The following is an 18,992-nucleotide window of genomic DNA, read 5'->3' as shown; positions in this document are numbered from 1 at the left end:
GTTCCGTCGTTTCCGGCCGGGTCCGGGCGTCGCCCCAGCCAGGTTCCGGACCGGTTACGTTCTCTTTTCGTCCATCCCCAACCCTTGGCAACACACCTCCCAGACACCTATGGTTCAGTGCAATGCCACACATTACTGGGAAGATTCATGACGTCTAAGCAGGTCAGACCCTTGGCCGGCGCCGTACGTACCGTCAGCGGGGCCGTGCGGCCGGTGCCGGGGGCGCGTATCACCGGTGGGCTGCTGCACCACTGGCAGCGCCGTAATCGCGAGGCCACCATCCCGCACACCATCGAGCAGCTCCGCGCGGCCGGCAACGTCGCCAACCTGAGCCGCCTGCTGGAGCGGGACCCCGCGCCGTACCGCGGCCGCTACCCCTTCCTGGACACCGACCTGTACAAGACCCTCGAAGGGCTGGCCTACGAGCTGGGCGGCGACCCAGCCGACGGCCCGGCCGACGACACGGTGCGGGAGTTCTTCGAGGAGGTCGTCACCCTCCTGGAGCGCGTCCAGGCGGAGGACGGCTACCTCAACTCCTTCTTCCAGGACCCGGCGGCCACCAAGAAGCCCTGGGAGGACCCGGCCTGGGGGCACGAGCTGTACAACCTGGGCCACCTCATCCAGGCCGCCGTCGCGGCGCGGCGCCGGATGGGCGACGACCGGCTGCTGGGCGTGGCGGCCCGGTTCGCGGACCTGGTGGTGGAGCGGTTCGGCGAGGGCGGGATCTGCGGGCATCCCGAGGTCGAGATGGCGCTGGTCGAGCTGTTCCGGGAGACCGGCGAGCGCGGTTACCTGAGCCTGGCGGGCGCGTTCGTCGACCGGCGCGGCAAGGGCGAGCTGAAGCACAGCATCTTCCCCGGCGACTACTTCCAGGACCACCTCCCCTTCCGCGAGCTGCCGTCGGTGACCGGGCACGCGGTGCGCATGGCGTACCTGGCGGCCGGGGCGGCCGACGTCCATCTCGAGACCGGCGACCCGTCGCTGCTGGAGGCGCTGGAGCGGCTCTGGGACGACATGGTGGCGGCCAAGCTGTACATCACCGGCGGCCTGGGCAGCCGGCACTCCGACGAGGCGATCGGCGACCGCTACGAGCTGCCGTCCGAGCGGTCCTACAGCGAGACCTGCGCGGCCATCGCCGTCATGCAGTGGGCGTGGCGGATGTTCCTGGCCACGGGCGGCGCCGCATACCTCGACGTGTTCGAGCGCGTGCTCTACAACGCCTACGCCGTGGGCCTGTCGGCCGACGGCCGGGCGTTCTTCTACGACAACCCGCTGCAGCGCCGCCCCGACCACGAGCAGCGCAGCGGCGCCGAGGCGGGTGGCGAGCCCCTGCGCCGCGCCTGGTTCGGCTGCCCGTGCTGCCCGCCGAACATCGTGCGCTGGATGGCTCAGCTCGCCGACTATGTGGCGGCCGAGCGGGACGGCGCCGTGCTGGTCGCCCACTACACCACGGCCAGGGTGGAGAGCGCGGAGCTGGACCTGGCGATGGAGAGCGGGTACCCGTGGGACGGCGACGCGCGGCTCACGGTCGAGCGCGCGCCGGACGGCCCGTACGGGCTGGCGCTGCGGATCCCCGGCTGGGCCCGCGGCGCGACGGTGACCGTCAACGGCGAACCCCAGGACGCGGAGCCCGCCGAAGGCTGGCTCACGCTCGAACGCCGCTGGTCGGCGGGCGACGAGGTACGGCTCACCCTGCCGATGCCGGTCAGGGCGCACGGCTCGCACCCCTACCTCGACGCCACCAGGGACGCGGTCAGCGTGGCCCGCGGGCCGCTCGTCTACTGCGTCGAGCAGCAGGACAGCCCGCAGGCCGCCGTCGACGACCTGATGGTCGGCGTGCCCGACATTGTTAACGCCAACATCGAGCGGCGGGACGAGGTGGTCGTCCTGCGGATGACGGCCCACGCCGCTCCCCCGCCCCCCGCGGAGCTCTATCCCGAGCTGCCGCTGGAGCGGGCGCTCCCGGAGACGACGGTCACGGCGACCTTCGTCCCCTACTTCCTGTGGGGCAACCGCGGCCCCGAGGCCATGCGGGTCTGGGTCAGGACCTTGAACGGAACCAACGGAAAGAAGGCGACATGAGGAGATCTGCGGCGCTCGTGAGCGTCACCATGACCGCCGTGCTGGCGCTCGCGGCGTGCGGCGGCGGAGGCGGCGGCAGTGCCGCCCCCGCGGCCGGCGCCCAGCCCGGCTCGGCGGCGACCCCCGCGACGGGCGGCACGGTCCACGTCCTGAGCGTCGCGGACTTCTCCCACCTGGACCCGGTACGCGGCTTCGACGGCGGCGTGAACAACTTCTACCGGCTCATCTACCGGGGGCTGACGACGTTCGGGGCGGGACCGGGCGCGGAGGGCACGAAGATCGTGCCCGACCTGGCCACCGACACGGGCACGGCCTCCGACGGAGCGAAGACGTGGACGTTCACCCTCAAGGACAACCTGTTCTTCGAGGACGGCACGCCCATCACCAGCGAGGCGGTCAAGTTCGGCTTCTCGCGGGCGTTCGACCCGGAGGCGGGGATCGGCTCGCCGTACGGCAAGCTGCTGCTCGACGCGCCCAAGGACTACAAGGGCCCGTACCTGTCGGGCGACCTCGACACGATCGAGACGCCGGACGACAAGACGGTCGTCATCCATCTCAAGAAGCCGTTCGCCGACTTCCCGAGCGCGCTGGCGCTGGCGAACTTCACCCCGTTCCCCAAGGGCACCGGGGCGGCCGCGGCGTTCGACAGCAAGCCGATCGCCAGCGGGCCGTACAAGGTGGCGAGCTACCAGCGGAACGTGTCGCTGAAGCTGGAGCGCAACCCGCAGTGGAAGGCCGAGACCGACACCGTGCGGACGGCCAAGCCGGACGCGTTCGAGTGGACGTTCGGCCTGGACGCGGCCACGATCGACGAGCGCATGCTGGCCGGGCAGGGCACCGACTCCGACGCGATCGGGTCGAGCATCCAGGCGGCGACCGTGGCACGGGTGCAGACGCCGCAGATCAAGGCGCGCACGCTGTCCGGGCTCAACGGGTGCACGACCTACATGGGGCTGAACACCACCAGGAAGCACCTGAGTGACGTGCGCGTGCGCCAGGCGATCAACCACGCGATCAACAAGGACACCATCGTCGCGGCGATGGGCGGGTCGACGCTGGCGGCCAAGGGCACCTCGATCCAGCCGCCGACGGTCGCGGGCCGGGTGGACTACGACCCGTATCCGTACGACGTCGAGAAGGCCAAGACGCTGCTGGCCGAGGCGGGCCTGTCGGGCGGGTTCTCGCTGAGCCTGGACAGCCGGGCACTGCCGAAGATGGCGGCGGTCGCCGTGGCCGTCCAGGAGGCGCTCAAGCAGGTCAACATCGACGTCAAGATCAACAACATCGACACCTCCACGTACTACGAGGTCATCGGCACCCCGGCGAAGCAGACCGACATGGCCGTGACCGGCTGGTGCCCGGACTGGGCCTCCGGCGCGACGTTCCTGCCGCCGCTGTTCGACGGCCGCAACATCACCTCCAAGGGCAACGCGAACCTCGCCCAGATCAACGACAAGGACGTCAACGCCAAGATCGACGAGATCGCCGCGATGACGGACGTGGCTCAGGCCAACGCGGCCTACGGCGAGCTGGACAAGCAGATCATGGAGCTGGCGCCGGTCGTGCCGCTGGCCTACGAGAAGCTGATCCTGGTCAACGGCGCGAACCTCGCGGGCGCCTACCAGTCCAACTCCTTCTCCGGCGGCATCGACCTGGTCTCCGTCGGACTGGCGAAGCCGACGAAGTAGATGACCGTCGCAGCTCATCCAGAGCAGGTGGCGGGCCCTCCGCCCGCCACCTCGGGCCGCCGCGTCGTGCGCGTGCTGCTGCGCGACCGCGGCGCCGTGCTCAGCGGCGCCTTCCTCGCCCTGATCGTGCTGATGGCGATCGGGGCGCCGCTGATCAGCGCGATCACCGGGCACGGCCCCAACGACTTCGACACGGCCGCGGTCAACACCGACCTGGGCGGCGTGCCGTACGGCTCGCTCGGCGGGATCAGCGCCGACCACCTGTTCGGCGTCGAGCCGCAGAACGGCCGTGACATCCTGGCCCGCATCGCCTACGGCGCCCGCGTGTCGCTGCTCATCGCGGTCTCGGCCACCGCGCTCACCACGCTGCTCGGCGTGGTGCTGGGCATGCTGGCCGGGTTCTACCAGGGCTGGGTGGACCAGGTGATCTGCCGGGTCATGGACTTCCTGATGGCCTTCCCGGCGCTCATCTTCATGATCGCGATCCTGTCCGCGCTGCCGCAGGGCAACCGGCCGGTGCTGCTGGTCGTGGTGATCAGCGTGTTCGGCTGGCCGTACCTGGCCCGGGTGGTGCGCGGGCAGACGATGACGCTGGTGAACCGGGAGTTCGTGGAGGCCGCGCGGGCCTCCGGGGCCTCCACGGGCGCGCTGGTGTTCAAGGAGATCCTGCCGAACCTGCGCAGCTCCCTCATCGTGATGACCACCCTCGCCGTGCCCGGCTACGTCGGGACCGAGGCGGGGCTGTCGTTCCTGGGCGTCGGCGTGACCCCGCCCACCCCGTCGTGGGGCCAGATGATCTCCAGCTCGGTCGGCTGGTACGCCGTCGATCCGATGTACTTCGCGATCCCCGGCACGTTCCTGTTCTGCACGGTGCTGTCGCTGACCGTGCTCGGCGACCGGCTGCGGGCCGCCTTCGACGCGGGGGAGGCGTCATGATGGCGCGTTACGTGGCCGGCCGGCTCATCTCGGTCGTGGTGATCCTCTTCCTGGTGTGCCTGTTCACGTTCCTGCTCTTCTTCACGCTGCAGCCCGACCCGGCGGTGATGATCTGCGGGAAGACGTGCACGCCGGAGCGCATCGACCAGATCCGCGGCGTGCTGGGGCTCAACGAGCCGATCCTGACGCAGTTCTTCCGCTTCCTCGGCGGCATCTTCGCCGGGCGCGACTACGGCGAGGGCGCGAACCTCGTGCACTGCGCGGCGCCGTGCCTGGGCTACAGCTTCCAGACCAACCAGTCCGTGATGGAGATGGTGGTGGAGCGGCTGCCGGTCAGCGCGACGGTCGCGATCGGGGCGGCGGCGCTGTGGCTGTTCATCGGGATCGCCGCGGGGCTGCTCAGCGCGGTCAAGGAGGGCACGTGGTGGGACCGTACGGCGATGGGGCTGGCGCTCGGCGGCTCCAGCATCCCCAACTACGTGCTGGCCCTGGCCCTGCAGTACGTGCTCGTGGTGCAGCTCCAGGTGCTGCCGTTCCCGCAGGCCGTGGCGTTCTCCGACGACCCGGTGGTGTGGTTCCAGTCGTACCTGATGCCGTGGCTCGTGCTGGCCACCGGCTACGCCTGCCTGTACGCCCGCCTCACCCGCGCCAACGTGATCGACACCCTGTCCGAGAACTTCATGCGGACGGCCCGGTCGAAGGGCCTGAGCCCGGGCCTGACCATGCGCAGGCACGCGCTAAGGCCGGCGCTGACGCCGATCGCCACGATCTTCGGCATGGACTTCGCCGGGCTGCTCGGCGGAGCGCTGATCACCGAGACGGTGTTCGGGCTGAACGGAGTGGGCAAGATGGCCGCCGACTCCATCGCCAAGAACGACCAGCCGGTGATCATGGCGGTGACGCTGCTGGCGGCGTTCTTCGTGGTGGTCGGCAACGTGGTGGTGGACCTCGTGTACACGAGGCTGGACCCGAGAGTGAGGATCACGGCCCAATGAGCGAGTTGCTTGTGGTGGAGGACCTCACCGTCACGTTCCCGACCACGCGCGGCCCGGTGGACGTGGTCAAGGGCGTGTCCTTCACGGTCGGCAGGGACGAGACCGTGGGCATCGTGGGCGAGTCGGGGTCCGGCAAGTCGATGACCAGCCTGGCGATCATGGGGCTGCTGCCCAAGGGGGCGGCGACCTCCGGCAGCGTCCGGCTGGACGGGAGCGAGGTGCTCGGCCGGCCGGACCGGGAGCTGCGGCGGCTGCGGGGCGAGCGCATGTCGATGATCTTCCAGGATCCGCTGTCGTCGCTGAACCCGTACTACACGGTGGGGTTGCAGATCGAGGAGATGTACCGCGCCCACCGCGACGCCTCCCGCAAGGCCGCGCGGAAGGTCGCGATCGAGGCCCTGGCCCAGGTCGGGCTGCCGGATCCGGAGCGGCGGGTGGACTACTACCCGCACCAGTTCTCCGGCGGGCAGCGGCAGCGTGTCATGATCGCGATGGCGCTGGTCTGCGAGCCCGCGCTGCTGATCGCCGACGAGCCCACCACCGCGCTGGACGTGACCGTGCAGGCGCAGATCCTGCGACTGCTGGCCGACCTGCGCCGCCAGAGCGGCACCGGGATGGTCTTCATCACCCACGACCTGGCCGTGATCAGCTCGATCGCGACCCGCGTCCTGGTGATGCGGCGCGGCGAGCAGGTCGAGTACGGCACCGCCGAGCAGGTCTTCGCCGAGCCCCGCCACGAGTACACCCGGATGCTGCTGGAGAGCATCCCCCGCATCGACGACGAGGTGACGGCATGACACTGCTGCGCGCCACGGACCTGATCAAGCGCTTCGTCTCGCGCGGCCCGCTGGGCGCCAGGGCCGAGTTCACGGCCGTGGACCAGGTGAGCTTCGAGGTGCGGCTGGGCGAGACGCTGGCCGTGGTCGGCGAGTCGGGCAGCGGCAAGTCGACCACCGCCCGCATGATCGCCAAGCTGATGGACCCGACCGAGGGCGTCCTCGAGTTCGACGGCGAGGACGTCACGCACGCCAAGGGCGCGGCGCTGGCCCGCTTCCGCGCCGACGTCCAGGTCGTCTTCCAGGATCCGTTCTCCTCGCTCAACCCGAGGCACACGGTGGAGCGCATCCTCATGGCGCCGCTGCTCTACCAGGGCATCGCCCCGAACGGCGGCAGGCGGGCGCACGCCAAGGAGCTGATGGAGCGGGTCGGGCTGAACCCCGACCACTCGCTGCGCTACCCGGCGCAGTTCTCCGGCGGGCAGGCGCAGCGCATCGGCATCGCCAGGGCGCTGGCCGTCAACCCCAGGCTGGTGATCTGCGACGAGGCCGTCTCGGCGCTGGACGTGTCGGTGCAGGCGCAGGTGATCGAGCTGCTGCGGCGGCTGCAGCGCGAGAGCGGCTTCAGCTACGTGTTCATCGCGCACGACCTGGCCGTGGTCCGGCAGATCGCGCAGCGCGTGGCGGTGATGAGCAAGGGCCGGATCGTCGAGCTGGGCTCCACGGAGCAGGTGTTCGGCGACCCGCGCGACGAGTACACGCGCACGCTGCTGGCGGCCATCCCGCGCATCGACCCGGAATGGGACCGCCGCAGGAGGGAGAGAACGTGATCACCGCTCAGTACACGATTCCCGGGATGCGGGTACGCGACCACGTCGAACGGGTCCCCCTCGACTGGACCGCGCACGCCGCCGCCATCCCCACCGCCATCCCCACCGCCATCCCCACCGCCATCCCCACCGCCATCCCCACCGCCATCCCCACCGCCGGCTCCGGGGCGACGATCACGGTGTTCGCCCGTGAGCTGGTCGATCCCGCCCGCGACGGCGAAGACCTGCCGTGCCTGCTCTACCTGCAGGGCGGCCCCGGCGGCAAGGGCCCGCGCCCGGTCGGCGCGACGGGCTGGCTGGGGCAGGCGCTGGAGCGCTACCGGGTGATCCTGCTCGACCAGCGCGGCACGGGCCGCAGCTCGCGGATCGACGGGCGGGTGATGGGCGCACTCGGCGCGGAGGAGGGCGCCGCCTACCTGGCGCACTTCCGGGCGGACTCGATCGTGGCCGACGCCGAGCACCTGCGTACGACGGTGTTCGGCGGGCGGCGCTGGTCCACGCTGGGGCAGAGTTACGGCGGGTTCCTGACGCTGACGTACCTGTCGCGGGCGCCGGAGGGGCTGAGCGCCTGCTACGTGGCGGGCGGCCTGCCGTCGCTGGACCCGGACGCCGAAGAGGTCTACCGGCGCACGTATCCGCGGGTCGCGGCGAAGAACGCCGAGTTCTACCGCCGCTACCCGCACCACGCGGAGACGACGGCGCGGCTGGCCGACCGGCTGGCCGGGGGCGACGTGCTGCTCCCCGACGGCGACACGCTGACCGTCCGGCGGCTGCAGTCGCTCGGCATCGACTTCGGCATGAAGCCCGGCTACGAGCGCATGCACTGGCTGCTCGACGAGTCGCTCCCGGATCACGGCGGGGCGCTGCCGGAGACGTTCCTGCACCAGGTGCTGGCCCGCTCCTCCTACGCCGACAACCCGCTGTTCGCGGCGCTGCAGGAGAGCATCTACGGCTCGGGCCCCGGCGCGACCGCGTGGGCGGCCGAGCGCGAGCGCGCCCTGCACCCGGCGTTCGCCGAGGACGCCAGGCCGCTGCTGTTCACCGGGGAGATGATCTATCCCTGGATGTTCGCGGAGATCCGCGCGCTGCGCCCGTTCCGCGCCGCCATCGAGCTGCTCGCCCGGCGCGGCGACTGGCCGCCGCTGTACGACCTGGACCGGCTGGCCGCCAACGATGTCCCCGTCGCCGCCGCGGTCTACTTTGACGACATGTACGTCGATTCGGGCCTGCAGCTCGACACCGCCGCCCGGGTCGGCAACACCCAGGCGTGGGTCACCAACGAGTACGAGCACGACGGCATCGGCGAGGAGCGCGTCTTCGCCCGGCTGACCAGGCTCGTACGCGACACAGGAGGAGGAATCAGCGATGAGTGACGGCAAGCTGCCCAAGCTGGCGGAGATCCCCGCGTTCGCGGAGTACATCGCGCAGGGCTGGGACTCCCCGGCCCGCACCCCCGACCTGGTGCCCGGCGCCGCCGGGGCCGCCGCCGCCCACCGGGCCCGGCTCGCCGAGGCGCTCCCCGGCCGGACGGTGGTCATCGCCGCCGGCCAGGCCCCGGTGCGCAGCAACGACACCTCCTACGACTTCCGCGTGGACAGCGACTTCTACTGGCTGACCGGCTGCGCCACGGAGAACGCGGTGGCCGTGGTCGGCGGCGGCGAGGCCACGCTCTACCTGCCGCCGCCCGCCCGCCCCGGCGACACCGGCTTCTACGCCGACGCCGCCTACGGCGAGCTCTGGGTGGGCCCGTCCCCGTCCCTGGCCGAGTGGTCGGCCGCGCTGGGCGTCCCGGTCAGGCCGCTGGCCGAGGCGCCGCCCGCCGACGTGCCCGCGGAGGTCCGGCGGGTCCTGGCCGAGCTGCGCATGATCAAGGACGACTGGGAGGTCGGCCAGTTGCGCGAGGCCGTGGACCGCACGGTCGAGGGCTTCGCCGCGGTCCTGGCCGAGGTCCCGGCCGCGATCGCGGGGCCGGGCGAGCGCTGGCTGCAGGGCACCTTCGACCGGTACGCCAGGGCCTACGGCAACGGCCCCGGCTACGCCTCCATCGTCGGCAGCGGGCCGCACGCCCCCACCCTGCACTGGGTGCGCTGCGACGGCCCCGTCCTGGAGGACGAGCTGCTGCTGCTGGACATGGGCGTCGAGACCCGCAGCCACTACACCGCCGACGTCACCCGCACCTTCCCCGCGTCGGGCACCTTCTCCCCCGCCCAGCGGCAGGTGCACGACCTGGTCGAACGGGCGCACCGGGCCGGGCTGGCGCAGGTGACGCCGGGCCGGCCGTTCACCGCCTTCCACCACGCGGCCATGGAGGTCATCGCCCGCGGCCTGCACGACTGGGACCTGCTGCCGGTGTCGGTGGACGAGGCCCTGTCGGACACCGGCCAGCACCACCGCCGCTACCTCATCTGCGGCATCGGCCACCACCTGGGCCTGGACGTGCACGACTGCGCGCGCTCGAGGCCCGAGGCGTACCACGGCGCGCAGATGACGCGGGGGATGGTGCTGACCGTCGAACCCGGACTGTACTTCCACGCCCATGACCGCACGGTTCCACCGGAGCTGCGCGGGATCGGGGCGCGGATCGAGGACGACCTGCTCGTGACGGAGGACGGCGCGGAGATCCTGTCCGCCGCCCTGCCCATCGACGCGAGCGGGCTGGAACAGTGGAACAAGGAGAGAACATGACAGCCCCCGTGTGGCACGGCGTGCACGTCGCGACCGCGCTGCCCTTCAACGACGACCTGTCCGTCGACTACGACGGCTACGCCGAGCACGTGCGTTTCCTGGCCGAGGGCGGCTGCGACGGTGTGTGCCCCAACGGCTCGCTGGGCGAGTACCAGACGCTGACGGACGAGGAGCGCGCCCGCGTGGTGCGCACCGCGATCGAGGCCGCCCCCCAGGGGTTCCACGTGATGCCGGGTGTGGCGGCCTACGGCGCGGCCGAGTCGCGGCGGTGGGCCGAGCAGGCCGCCGAGGCGGGCGCGTCGTCGGTGCTGCTGCTGCCGCCGAACACCTACCGCGCCGACCACGCGGCCATCGTCGGCCACTACCGGGAGGTGGCCAAGGCCGGGCTGCCGGTCGTCGCCTACAACAATCCGATCGACACGAAGGTGGACCTGACGCCCGACCTGCTCGCCGAGCTGTACCAGGAGGGGCTGATCGTCGGGGTCAAGGAGTTCAGCGGGGACGTGCGCAGGGCGTACGAGATCGCCGAGCTGGCGCCCGGCCTCGACCTGCTGATCGGCTCCGACGACGTGCTGCTGGAGCTGGGCATCGCCGGCGCGGTCGGCTGGATCGCCGGCTACCCCAACATGATCCCGCGGGCCACGGTCGAGCTCTACCGCCTGGCCGTCTCCGGCGACGTGGCCAAGGCGCTGCCGCTCTACCGGGACCTGCACCCGCTGCTGCGCTGGGACTCCAAGACCGTGTTCGTGCAGTCCATCAAGCTGTCGATGGACCTGGCCGGGCGCAAGGGCGGCGCCTGCCGCCCGCCGCGCACCGCGCTCGCGCCCGAGCTGGCGGACCGGATCACCCGCGAGACGCAGGCCGTGCTGGCGAAGGGTTACCGCTAGCGGTGTAGCGGGCGTGCGTGGCGGCGGCGGTCAGCGCCGCCGCCCTGGCCGCCTCGGTCGGCGTGAACGGCAGCTCGGGCCGCCTGATCAGCAGCGCCCTGTCGGGGTTGACGGAGATGACCATGGTGGTGTTGAGCCCGGCGCCCTCGTCCACGGTGTCACCGGGCCGGCGCCACTCGACCCGCGGGACGCGCAGCAACTCGGCCATGGCCTCGGGCAGCCGGTCGGGGTCGGCGCTGACCCGCTGCGCCAGGACCAGCGCCTGCACGCCGGGGTCGGTGAGGTCCTTGACCTGCGCGGGCACGATCACGACGCCGTGCCCGCCGGCCTCGGCCAGCGCCTTGGCCAGCACGGCGGTGGACAGGTCGTGCGGCGCCTCGATGACGAACTCGTCGAGCGCGTCGCATCCGGCCGGTGTGATCGCGCTGCTGCCGGTGGGGGCGATGTGCAGCGCCAGGATGTTGCACCCCAGCCCGCCGAACGCGCCCGCGACGGTGGCGAGCCTGCCGGGCCGCTCCACCACGCGCATGCGGACCCGCCACAATGCCATCGGGTCTCCCGCGCCCTGCCCGACCGGCAGCGGGGCTCTTCGGCGTACGCGGCCCAGCCGCTTGTGGATCGCCGCACCGGCGATCAACGCCACGCCGAGCCCGACCAGCACGACCGGGCCCGGATCCTCGTGTCCGAGCAGGGTGGCGAGCAGGTGCGCCAGCCCGACCGCCAGGAACAGCGCGGCGAGCTCCGCGAGCTCACGCCGCCATGTCACCTTACGTGTATCACTCATGACTCCGAGTATGGCCGCGGTGTGTTTCCTGATCACGAGCGCTGGGGTTGCGGCGACATTAAACCGGCCTCACCCCTTGACCGTTCGTTTCCAACCCGGCCACCAGTCCGGCCCGGCACCCCTGGACGGGTGACGCGTGAGAGACTCCCCCGGTCACGAAGTCGAGTCGTGGAGTTCCCGACCCCATGCGTTTCAGCGTCACCCTCTGGGCCCCGCTCCTGCTGTCCCTGGCCGCCTGCGCCCCCGCGCCGGCCATCACGCCCACCGCCTCACCTGGCACCTCTGAAGCGCGGACCCCTGAAGCGCGGACCCCTGAAGCACGGACGCCTGAGCCGACGGCGCGGGAGTCGCGCCGTCCGGCGATGGCCGGGCCCGGGACGGTCTGCGGGGAGGTCCAGCCGCAGCCCCCGGGCGCGCCGATGGCCGTGGTCGCGGTGCACAAGGGCCGCGCGGACTGCGCGCAGGCCCTGCGCGTCTTCCGGGCCTACCACCGCCCGCAGACTCCCAGGCAGGGCACCGCGGGGATCGCCACCGTCGCCGGCTGGGAGTGCGCCGGCAACACCGCCGCCGAGAGCATGCGGACCGGCAGGCTGACCTCGTGCCGCAAGGACGGCACCACCATCGTGGCCGACGTCATCCCCTGACCGATCGGTACATTCCGCACGTCGGGATAAATCGGAAAAACCGCCCGGCCACCGTGAACGGCGCATGAATTCTGCCGTACGGTCCACTTCACACCCGCGCGACCGCCGTGATCGCCCTCCCATAATCCGAGATATGGGGGTTATTTCACGATGAAGCGGTGGATAGGGGTCATTCTGGCGACCGTGCTCGCCGGGGTGGCGGTGGCCGCCGTCGTCGCCGGGAACCGGGGGGACGACAAGGCGGCCCTGACGGTCGTACGGGGGGTCATCGGGTCGGAGAAGAGACCGTTCTTCGACGACCCGAAGGTACGGGCGGTCTTCGCCCGGCACGGCCTGCGCGTCGAGGTGGACACGGCGGGCTCGCGGCAGATCGTCACCGACGTGGACCTGAGCCGGTACGCCTTCGCCTTCCCCTCCAGCGCGCCGGCCGCCGAGCGGATCAAGCGCGACCGCCGGGCCGCCACCACGTACGCGCCGTTCTACTCACCGATGGCGGTGGCGACGTTCGAGCCGATCGCCGCCCTGCTGACCAAGGCCGGCGTGCTACGCGGCTCGATTTTCGACGTCAAGAAATACCTGGAATTGGTCGCCAAAGGCACTCGCTGGGATCAACTTCCTGATAATTCGGCTTATAAGGCGCGAAAGCGCGTGCTGCTCACCACCACGGACATCCGTACCTCGAACTCCGCGGCCATGTACCTGTCGGCGATCGGTTACGTGGCCAACGGCGAGGACGTGATCAGCTCCGACGCGCAGGTGGCCGAGATCGCGCCCGTCCTCGCGCCGGCCGTGCTCGACCAGGGCTTCTCCGAGTCCACCAGCGAGGCGTCGTTCGACGACTATCTGGCCCTGGGCGCGGGCAAGACGCCGATGCTGGTCGTCTACGAGGCCCAGTACCTGGCCCGTGTCTTCGCCGGTGACGGCGCGATCAAGCCGGACATGCGGCTGGTGTACCCGTCGCCGACCGTGCTCAGCAAGCACACCCTGGTCCCCCTCTCCGGTCAGGGGAACCGGATCGGCGAGCTGCTGACCAAGGATCGCGAACTGCAGGCCCTGGCCGCCGCGTACGGCTTCCGCACCACCGACCCGCGGGCGTTCACCGACCAGGCCGCCAGGAGCGGCACGCCCGCCGCCGACCTGGTGGACGTCGTCGAGCCGCCCGCGTACGAGCGCCTCGACCGCCTGATCACCGCCATCGACTCCGCCCGGCCCTAGCGAACCGGCCCAGCGAACCGGCCCAGCCAACCGGCCCAGCCAACCGGCCCTGCCAACCGACTCCGACGAACCGGCCCTGACGAAGGAGATCCCGAACCGTGTCCGATCTGGTGCTCACGCCGCCCGCGCCGGTGACCCCGGTCCCGGCCGAGACGGCGGCCACCATGCTGCCGCTGGCCGACGAGCGCGCGGCGGAGCTGTCCGCCAAGGCCCGTGAGTTCGCCGGCGAGCTGAGCGGGCTCGACCCGCGCTCGCCCGACTTCTCCCGCAAGGTGCACGACATCTCCTCGATGGGCGACACCGAGATCAGGTCCGCCTCGCAGGTGGCCAACCGCATGCTCAAGCGCCCGGTCGCCGCGCTCTCCGCCGCCAAGGGCGAAGGCGCCGACGCGCAGGGCCGCGTCGCCGGCGAGCTGGTCGCGCTGCGCCGCACGATCGTGGACCTGGACCCGAAGCAGGCCACGAGCGGGCCACGCCGGCTGCTCGGGCTCATCCCGTTCGGCGACCGGCTGCGCGACTACTTCGCCAAGTACCGCTCCGCGCAGAGCCACCTCGACGACATCATCCGCGCGCTCAGGTCCGGCCAGGACGAGCTGCTGCGGGACAACGCCGCCATCGAGGGCGAGAAGGCGAACCTGTGGGAGACGATGACCCGCCTGCAGGAGTACGCGGTCATGGCCCAGGCCATGGACGCCGCCCTGGAGGAGCGGATCACGGTGGCCACTGAGGAGCAGGCCACGGCGCTGCGCTCCGACGCGCTGTTCACCGTCCGCCAGAAGTACCAGGACCTGCTCACCCAGCTCGCCGTCTCGGCGCAGGGCTACCTGGCCCTGGACCTGGTGCGCAAGAACAACCTGGAGCTCAGCAAGGGCGTGGACCGCGCCACCACGACGACGGTCGCGGCGCTGCGCACGGCGGTGACGGTCGCGCAGGCGCTGGCGAACCAGAAGCTGGTGCTCGACCAGATCACCGCGCTGAACGCCACGACCGGCGACCTGATCCTGGCCACCAGCGAGATGCTGCGCACGCAGGCGGGCGCGATCCAGAACCAGGCGGCCGCGGCCACCGTGGACCTGGACACGCTGCGGCAGGCGTTCGACAACGTCTACGCCACGATGGACACCATCGACGCCTTCCGCGCCAAGGCCGTGGAGAGCATGGCGGTCACCGTGGACAGCCTGTCGTCGGAGCTGGAGCACGCGAAGACGTACCTGGAGCGTGCGGCCTCATGAGATGGGCGGCCGTGCTCCTGCTCCTGCTGACCGCCTGCGCACCGGCGGCCGAACCCGAGAACGTCCTGCGCGTGCTGGCCGGCAGCGAGATCAAGGACCTCGAACCCCTGCTCCGGCGCGCCGAGAAGGAGGCCGGGGTGAGCGTGCGGCTCACCTACACCGGCACCCTCGACGGCGCCGAGCAGGTCGCGAGCGGGCGCGCCGACGGCCGGCTGGACGCCACCTGGTTCTCCTCCAACCGCTATCTGTCCCTGATCGACGGCGCCCAGGCCAGGCTGTCCACCCAGACCAAGGTCATGGTCTCCCCCGTCGTGCTGGGGCTGAAGCCGGCCAAGGCGAGCGAGCTCGGCTGGGACAAGGGCCCGGTCTCGTGGACCGACATCGCGACGGCGGCCAGGGACGGCCGCTTCAGCTTCGGCATGACCAACCCGGCCTCGTCCAACTCCGGCTTCTCCGCCCTGGTCGGGGTGGCCGCGGCCCTGTCGGACGCGGACGGCGCGCTCAGCGCCGGCCAGGTGGCCTCGGTGACGCCGCGGCTGAAGGAGTTCTTCTCCGCGCAGCGGCTGACCGCGGGCTCCTCGGGCTGGCTGGCCGACGCCTACGCCCGCAATCCGGGCGTGGACGGCATGGTCAACTACGAGTCGGTGCTGCTCGGCGCGCGCGAGCCGCTCACGCTGATCTACCCGGGCGACGGCGTGGTCAGCGCCGACTACCCGCTCACGCTGCTGGCCTCCGCCCCGGAGGCCAGGAAGGCCCTGTACGGCAAACTCGCCGCCTGGCTGCGCACGCCCGCCGTGCAGCGCGACATCATGACCGGCACCCACCGCCGCCCGATCGTCAACGGCGTCCCGCTGGACGCGCGCTTCGGCTCGGTCCCGCTCATCGAGCTGCCCTTCCCGAACCGGCGCGGCACCGCGGACGAGCTGATCGCCACCTACCTCAACCAGGTGCGGGTCCCGGCCGAGACCAGGTTCGTGCTGGACACCTCCGGCTCGATGGAGGGCGACAGGATCGCCGCGCTGCGGCAGGCGCTGATCGCGCTGACCGGCGCGGACACCTCGGTCTCCGGGGCCTTCTCGCGCTTCAGCAACCGCGAGGCCGTCACGATGATCCCGTTCAGCGGCACGACCGGGCCGCCGGTGCCGTTCACCGTCCCCGAGCGCGACCCGGGCCCCGTCCTCGCCCAGATCAAGCGGTTCGCCGAGAACCTGGACGCGGCGGGCGGCACGGCCATCTACGACAGTCTCGCGGCGGCCTACGAGCGCCCGGCCGCACCCGGCCACTACACCTCGATCGTGCTCATGACCGACGGCGAGAACACCGACGGCTCCGACTACGCCGCCTTCGAGTCCCGCTACCGGTCGCTGCCGGAGGAGCGGCGCCGCCCGCCGACGTTCGTGGTGCTGTTCGGGGAGAGCGACGCCGAGGAGATGCGCCAGGTGGCCGAGCTGACCGGCGGCGCCGTGTTCGACGCCCGGGAGACGTCGCTGACCAGCGCGTTCAAGGAGATCCGTGGCTATCAGTGAGCGGCTGCTGCGGTATCTGGGCTCGACCAGGAACATCGCCGGCTCGATCCTGGCGCTGCTCGGCCTGCTGGCCCACTTCGTGGGGCTGACGGGCGCGTTCTGGCCGGTCGTCGTGGCCGCCCTGTACGGGGTCGGCGCCCTGCTCGCCCCGCCCGAACGCCTCAAGCTGACGATCTCCCACGCCGAGGTGGAGACCCGCGCGCTGCGCGCCGACCTCGACGGGCTGCTCCGCCGGATCGACCGGCGCTTCCCCGACGACGTGCGCGCCGCCGTGCACGCCCTGGCCGAGGTCATCGGCGGCGTGCTGGCCCGGGCCGAGCAGCTCACCGCCTCCCCCGACCGGCTTCACGTCGTCTCGCAGACGATCCGCCGCTACCTGCCCGCCAGCCTCGAGGCGTACGCGAACCTGCCCCGCCGCTACGCCCTCACCCGGGCCGCCGGGCGGGAGCGCAGCGCGCACGAGGAGCTGCTGGCCCAGCTCGCGCTGCTCGACGCCGAGCTGGGCAAGGTCGCCGAGGCGATCCACCGGGGCGACGAGCAGGCGCTGCGCGACCAGGGCCGCTTCCTGCGCGACCGCTTCGGCGGCTCGGAGCTGGACCTCGGCTGATGCGCCCGCCGGTGAGATCGGCCGCCGCTACACCCGCTCCACCTCGATGAGCAGCGCGGACGTGGGCCGCAGCACGGGGGCGGGCAGCCCCAGCTCGGCGAGCACCGCTCCGGGCACCCGCACCGGTCCGGCGGCCCACTCCGGCAGCCCCGTCCGCTCGGGCACCGGTCCGGCGACGCGCACCTCGTATCCGGCCGCCGGGTCGAGGCCGGGCAGCCGCAGCGGGGCCGGCCCGATGTCGACCCGCGTGGTGAGCTGGACGAACGCGTACACCGCCCGCTCGGGCAGCACCACCCCGTGCAGCAGCGCCGACGGGTCGGGATGGTCGGCGTGCACCACCCGCCCGGCGTGCAGCAGCGGCCGCAGCCGCTTGTGCAGCGCGACCCACGTGGCCAGCTCCTCCAGCTCGGCCTCGCTCGCCGAGGTCAGGTCCCACTCCACGCCCATGTGGCCGAACAGCGCGGTCGCGGCGCGGAAAGCCAGCGGCAGCGACCGGCCCGAGATGTGGTCGTGCGGCGCGCCGACGTGGCAGCCCAGCCGCTCCGGCGGCACGAGCAGCCCGGTCCAGCGCTGGATGGCCTGCCGGTCGAGGGCGTCGTTGCTGTCGGAGGTCCACACCCGGTCGGTGCGCGCGAGGATGCCGTAGTCGATGCGCGCGCCGCCCGACGAGCACGACTCGATCTCCAGCCCGGGGTGCCGGGCCCGCAGCTCGTCCAGCAGCCGGTAGGTGGCCAGCGTCTGCGCGTGCACCCCGGGAGCGCCGTCGTGCACGGGCTCGGCGATGTCGCGGTTGTGGTCCCACTTGATGTAGTCGAGCGCGTATTCGGTGACGAGGGCGTCGATCCGCTCCAGCAGGTACGCGTACGCCTCGGGCCGGGCCAGGTCGAGCACCTGCTGATGGCGCTGCGGCGGCGGCATCCGCTCGGCCCGCCCGAGGATCCAGTCGGGGTGCTCGCGGACCAGGTCGGAGTCGGGGTTGACCATCTCCGGCTCGAACCAGAGCCCGAACTGCATGCCCAGCTTGCGCACCCGGTCGGCCAGCGGGTGCAGGCCGGCGGGCCAGACGCCCTCGTCGACGTACCAGTCGCCGAGCCCGGCCCGGTCGTCGCGGCGGTGGCGGAACCAGCCGTCGTCCAGGACGAACCGCTCGATCCCGGCCGCGGCGGCCTTGTCGGCCAGCTCCAGCAGCCGGTCGAGGCCGTGGTCGAAGTAGGTGGCCTCCCAGTTGTTCAGGGTGACGGGACGGACCGGGAGGGTGCGGGCGGCGCGCAGGTGGCCGTGCAGCCGGGCGCTCGCCTCGTCCAGCCCGCCGCCCGACCAGGTGAAGTACGCCCACGGCGTCTGATAGCTCTCCCCTTCGGCCAGGACGACCTCGCCCGGTTCGAGCAGCTCGCCCGCGGCCAGCAGCGACGCGCCCTCGACCAGCCGCTCGGCGTAGTGCACGTGGTTCCCGCTCCAGCCGGCGTGCACCGCCCACACCTCGCCGGCGCGGAACCCGAACCCCGCGGTCCCCGCCACCAGCAGCCCGGTGCCGTCGTGGCCGGTGCGCCCCCGGCGGTTCTCCCGCGACCACACCCCGAGGCCGAACCCGTGCCGCTGCGGCACCTTCTCCATCGCCCAGCGCCCGGTGAAGTCCAGCAGCTCCCCGGCCCGCCCCGGCACCGGCAGCGCGCAGACCAGCCCCTCCACCCGGTAGGGGGTGGTGGCGGTGTTGCGCACCGTGTGCCGCATCGTCACCAGGCCGCCGGCGTCCATGGCCACCTCGCTCACCAGCGCGAGCCCGGCCCTGGTGTCGGAGGCGGTGACGGTGACGGCGCCGCCCGAGCCGGGCTCGGCGTCCACGTCGAGGCCTTCCAGGGTCCAGCGGACCGGCCAGTGCTCGCCGTCCCTGCCGCCCGACAGGCCCGGCCGCCCGTACCAGGAGTCGCCCTGGGCGGGCAGCAGCGGCGGCGCGGCGGTCAGCGACGCGAGCACGGGCTCCAGGCCGGATCCGGTGACGGTGCCGAGGCTCGCGCCGAAGTGCCGCACCCGCGGCAGTCCGGGGCCGGAGGCGTCGAGCACCAGCGCGGTGCCCGCCGCTGAGAGGATCACGGGAGACAAGTCGG

At 72.1% G+C, this 18,992-nt stretch carries 16 protein-coding genes; 14 read left to right on the top strand and 2 right to left on the bottom strand.

What is annotated here, in order from left to right; all coding sequences use genetic code 11:
* Positions 1-147: 147 nt before the first annotated feature.
* From AB0I15_RS31865 to AB0I15_RS31825, 9 genes are read left to right on the top strand one after another with little or no spacing between them, the layout of a single operon-like run.
* Complete coding sequence (locus AB0I15_RS31865; protein WP_358103236.1) at positions 148-2,082, top strand: beta-L-arabinofuranosidase domain-containing protein; 1,935 nt, start codon at positions 148-150, stop codon at positions 2,080-2,082.
* On the top strand, positions 2,079-3,770 hold the full coding sequence (locus tag AB0I15_RS31860) for an ABC transporter substrate-binding protein (RefSeq protein WP_358103233.1): 1,692 nt from the start codon (positions 2,079-2,081) through the stop codon (positions 3,768-3,770). Before AB0I15_RS31865 ends, AB0I15_RS31860 begins: the two co-directional genes overlap by 4 nt.
* Positions 3,771-4,706 carry an ABC transporter permease gene (locus AB0I15_RS31855; RefSeq protein ID WP_358103230.1) on the top strand — a complete coding sequence of 312 codons (936 nt, stop codon included), beginning with the start codon at positions 3,771-3,773 and terminating at the stop codon, positions 4,704-4,706.
* A complete protein-coding gene (locus tag AB0I15_RS31850) occupies positions 4,703-5,701 on the top strand; it encodes an ABC transporter permease (RefSeq protein ID WP_358103227.1) in 999 nt (332 codons plus the stop codon). The genes AB0I15_RS31855 and AB0I15_RS31850 overlap by 4 nt, the downstream gene beginning before the upstream one ends.
* Positions 5,698-6,498, top strand: coding sequence for an ABC transporter ATP-binding protein (locus AB0I15_RS31845; protein ID WP_358103224.1), 801 nt, complete (start codon positions 5,698-5,700; stop codon positions 6,496-6,498). Before AB0I15_RS31850 ends, AB0I15_RS31845 begins: the two co-directional genes overlap by 4 nt.
* Complete coding sequence (locus AB0I15_RS31840) at positions 6,495-7,307, top strand: ATP-binding cassette domain-containing protein (protein ID WP_358103221.1); 813 nt, start codon at positions 6,495-6,497, stop codon at positions 7,305-7,307. Before AB0I15_RS31845 ends, AB0I15_RS31840 begins: the two co-directional genes overlap by 4 nt.
* Entirely contained in the window at positions 7,304-8,680 is a 1,377-nt protein-coding gene (locus AB0I15_RS31835; RefSeq protein ID WP_358103218.1) for an alpha/beta fold hydrolase, read from the top strand. The genes AB0I15_RS31840 and AB0I15_RS31835 overlap by 4 nt, the downstream gene beginning before the upstream one ends.
* A complete protein-coding gene (locus tag AB0I15_RS31830) occupies positions 8,673-9,992 on the top strand; it encodes an aminopeptidase P family protein (protein ID WP_358103215.1) in 1,320 nt (439 codons plus the stop codon). Before AB0I15_RS31835 ends, AB0I15_RS31830 begins: the two co-directional genes overlap by 8 nt.
* Positions 9,989-10,879, top strand: a complete 891-nt coding sequence (locus AB0I15_RS31825) for a dihydrodipicolinate synthase family protein (RefSeq protein WP_358103212.1) — start codon at positions 9,989-9,991, stop codon at positions 10,877-10,879. Before AB0I15_RS31830 ends, AB0I15_RS31825 begins: the two co-directional genes overlap by 4 nt.
* On the opposite strand, the gene AB0I15_RS31820 is transcribed toward AB0I15_RS31825, so the two are convergent.
* Positions 10,836-11,663 carry an ACT domain-containing protein gene (locus AB0I15_RS31820; RefSeq protein ID WP_358103209.1) on the bottom strand — a complete coding sequence of 276 codons (828 nt, stop codon included), beginning with the start codon at positions 11,661-11,663 and terminating at the stop codon, positions 10,836-10,838. The genes AB0I15_RS31825 and AB0I15_RS31820 overlap by 44 nt on opposite strands.
* 185 nt (positions 11,664-11,848) lie before the next feature.
* On the opposite strand from AB0I15_RS31820, the gene AB0I15_RS31815 reads away from it, so the two are divergent.
* The 5 genes from AB0I15_RS31815 to AB0I15_RS31795 all read left to right on the top strand — a co-directional run bounded on the left by AB0I15_RS31815 (position 11,849) and on the right by AB0I15_RS31795 (position 16,887).
* Positions 11,849-12,307 carry a hypothetical protein gene (locus AB0I15_RS31815; RefSeq protein WP_358103206.1) on the top strand — a complete coding sequence of 153 codons (459 nt, stop codon included), beginning with the start codon at positions 11,849-11,851 and terminating at the stop codon, positions 12,305-12,307.
* Positions 12,308-12,457: 150 nt separating this feature from the next.
* Positions 12,458-13,522 carry a hypothetical protein gene (locus tag AB0I15_RS31810; protein ID WP_358103203.1) on the top strand — a complete coding sequence of 355 codons (1,065 nt, stop codon included), beginning with the start codon at positions 12,458-12,460 and terminating at the stop codon, positions 13,520-13,522.
* Positions 13,523-13,620: 98 nt separating this feature from the next.
* A complete protein-coding gene (locus tag AB0I15_RS31805; RefSeq protein ID WP_358103200.1) occupies positions 13,621-14,754 on the top strand; it encodes a toxic anion resistance protein in 1,134 nt (377 codons plus the stop codon).
* Positions 14,751-16,280: a VWA domain-containing protein gene (locus tag AB0I15_RS31800; RefSeq protein WP_358103197.1), complete on the top strand. Its 1,530-nt coding sequence runs from the start codon at positions 14,751-14,753 to the stop codon at positions 16,278-16,280. The genes AB0I15_RS31805 and AB0I15_RS31800 overlap by 4 nt, the downstream gene beginning before the upstream one ends.
* A complete protein-coding gene (locus tag AB0I15_RS31795; protein ID WP_358103194.1) occupies positions 16,267-16,887 on the top strand; it encodes a hypothetical protein in 621 nt (206 codons plus the stop codon). The genes AB0I15_RS31800 and AB0I15_RS31795 overlap by 14 nt, the downstream gene beginning before the upstream one ends.
* A 27-nt stretch (positions 16,888-16,914) precedes the next feature.
* Here the strand turns inward: AB0I15_RS31795 and AB0I15_RS31790 are convergent, their stop codons facing one another.
* Positions 16,915-18,987 (bottom strand): alpha-galactosidase, encoded by a 2,073-nt coding sequence (locus AB0I15_RS31790; protein ID WP_358103191.1) that lies wholly within the window; start codon positions 18,985-18,987, stop codon positions 16,915-16,917.
* Between the last annotated feature and the right edge of the window lie 5 nt (positions 18,988-18,992).

The organism is Nonomuraea sp. NPDC050643, from assembly GCF_040654715.1.
In the GTDB taxonomy this organism is placed as follows: domain Bacteria; phylum Actinomycetota; class Actinomycetes; order Streptosporangiales; family Streptosporangiaceae; genus Nonomuraea.
Note: the sequence above shows the minus strand (reverse complement) of the source record. Positions and strands in the feature narration are given on the sequence as shown.

Bases quoted from the DNA above. Each gene is read 5' to 3' on its own strand.
- AB0I15_RS31860 (WP_358103233.1), top strand. From the start codon at position 2,079: ATGAGGAGATCTGCGGCGCTCGTGAGCGTCACCATGACCGCCGTGCTG.
- AB0I15_RS31840 (WP_358103221.1), top strand. From the start codon at position 6,495: ATGACACTGCTGCGCGCCACGGACCTGATCAAGCGCTTCGTCTCGCGC.
- AB0I15_RS31825 (WP_358103212.1), top strand. From the start codon at position 9,989: ATGACAGCCCCCGTGTGGCACGGCGTGCACGTCGCGACCGCGCTGCCC.
- AB0I15_RS31850 (WP_358103227.1), top strand. From the start codon at position 4,703: ATGATGGCGCGTTACGTGGCCGGCCGGCTCATCTCGGTCGTGGTGATC.
- AB0I15_RS31865 (WP_358103236.1), top strand. From the start codon at position 148: ATGACGTCTAAGCAGGTCAGACCCTTGGCCGGCGCCGTACGTACCGTC.
- AB0I15_RS31820 (WP_358103209.1), bottom strand. From the start codon at position 11,663: ATGAGTGATACACGTAAGGTGACATGGCGGCGTGAGCTCGCGGAGCTC.
- AB0I15_RS31815 (WP_358103206.1), top strand. From the start codon at position 11,849: ATGCGTTTCAGCGTCACCCTCTGGGCCCCGCTCCTGCTGTCCCTGGCC.
- AB0I15_RS31845 (WP_358103224.1), top strand. From the start codon at position 5,698: ATGAGCGAGTTGCTTGTGGTGGAGGACCTCACCGTCACGTTCCCGACC.
- AB0I15_RS31800 (WP_358103197.1), top strand. From the start codon at position 14,751: ATGAGATGGGCGGCCGTGCTCCTGCTCCTGCTGACCGCCTGCGCACCG.
- AB0I15_RS31855 (WP_358103230.1), top strand. From the start codon at position 3,771: ATGACCGTCGCAGCTCATCCAGAGCAGGTGGCGGGCCCTCCGCCCGCC.
- AB0I15_RS31830 (WP_358103215.1), top strand. From the start codon at position 8,673: ATGAGTGACGGCAAGCTGCCCAAGCTGGCGGAGATCCCCGCGTTCGCG.
- AB0I15_RS31810 (WP_358103203.1), top strand. From the start codon at position 12,458: ATGAAGCGGTGGATAGGGGTCATTCTGGCGACCGTGCTCGCCGGGGTG.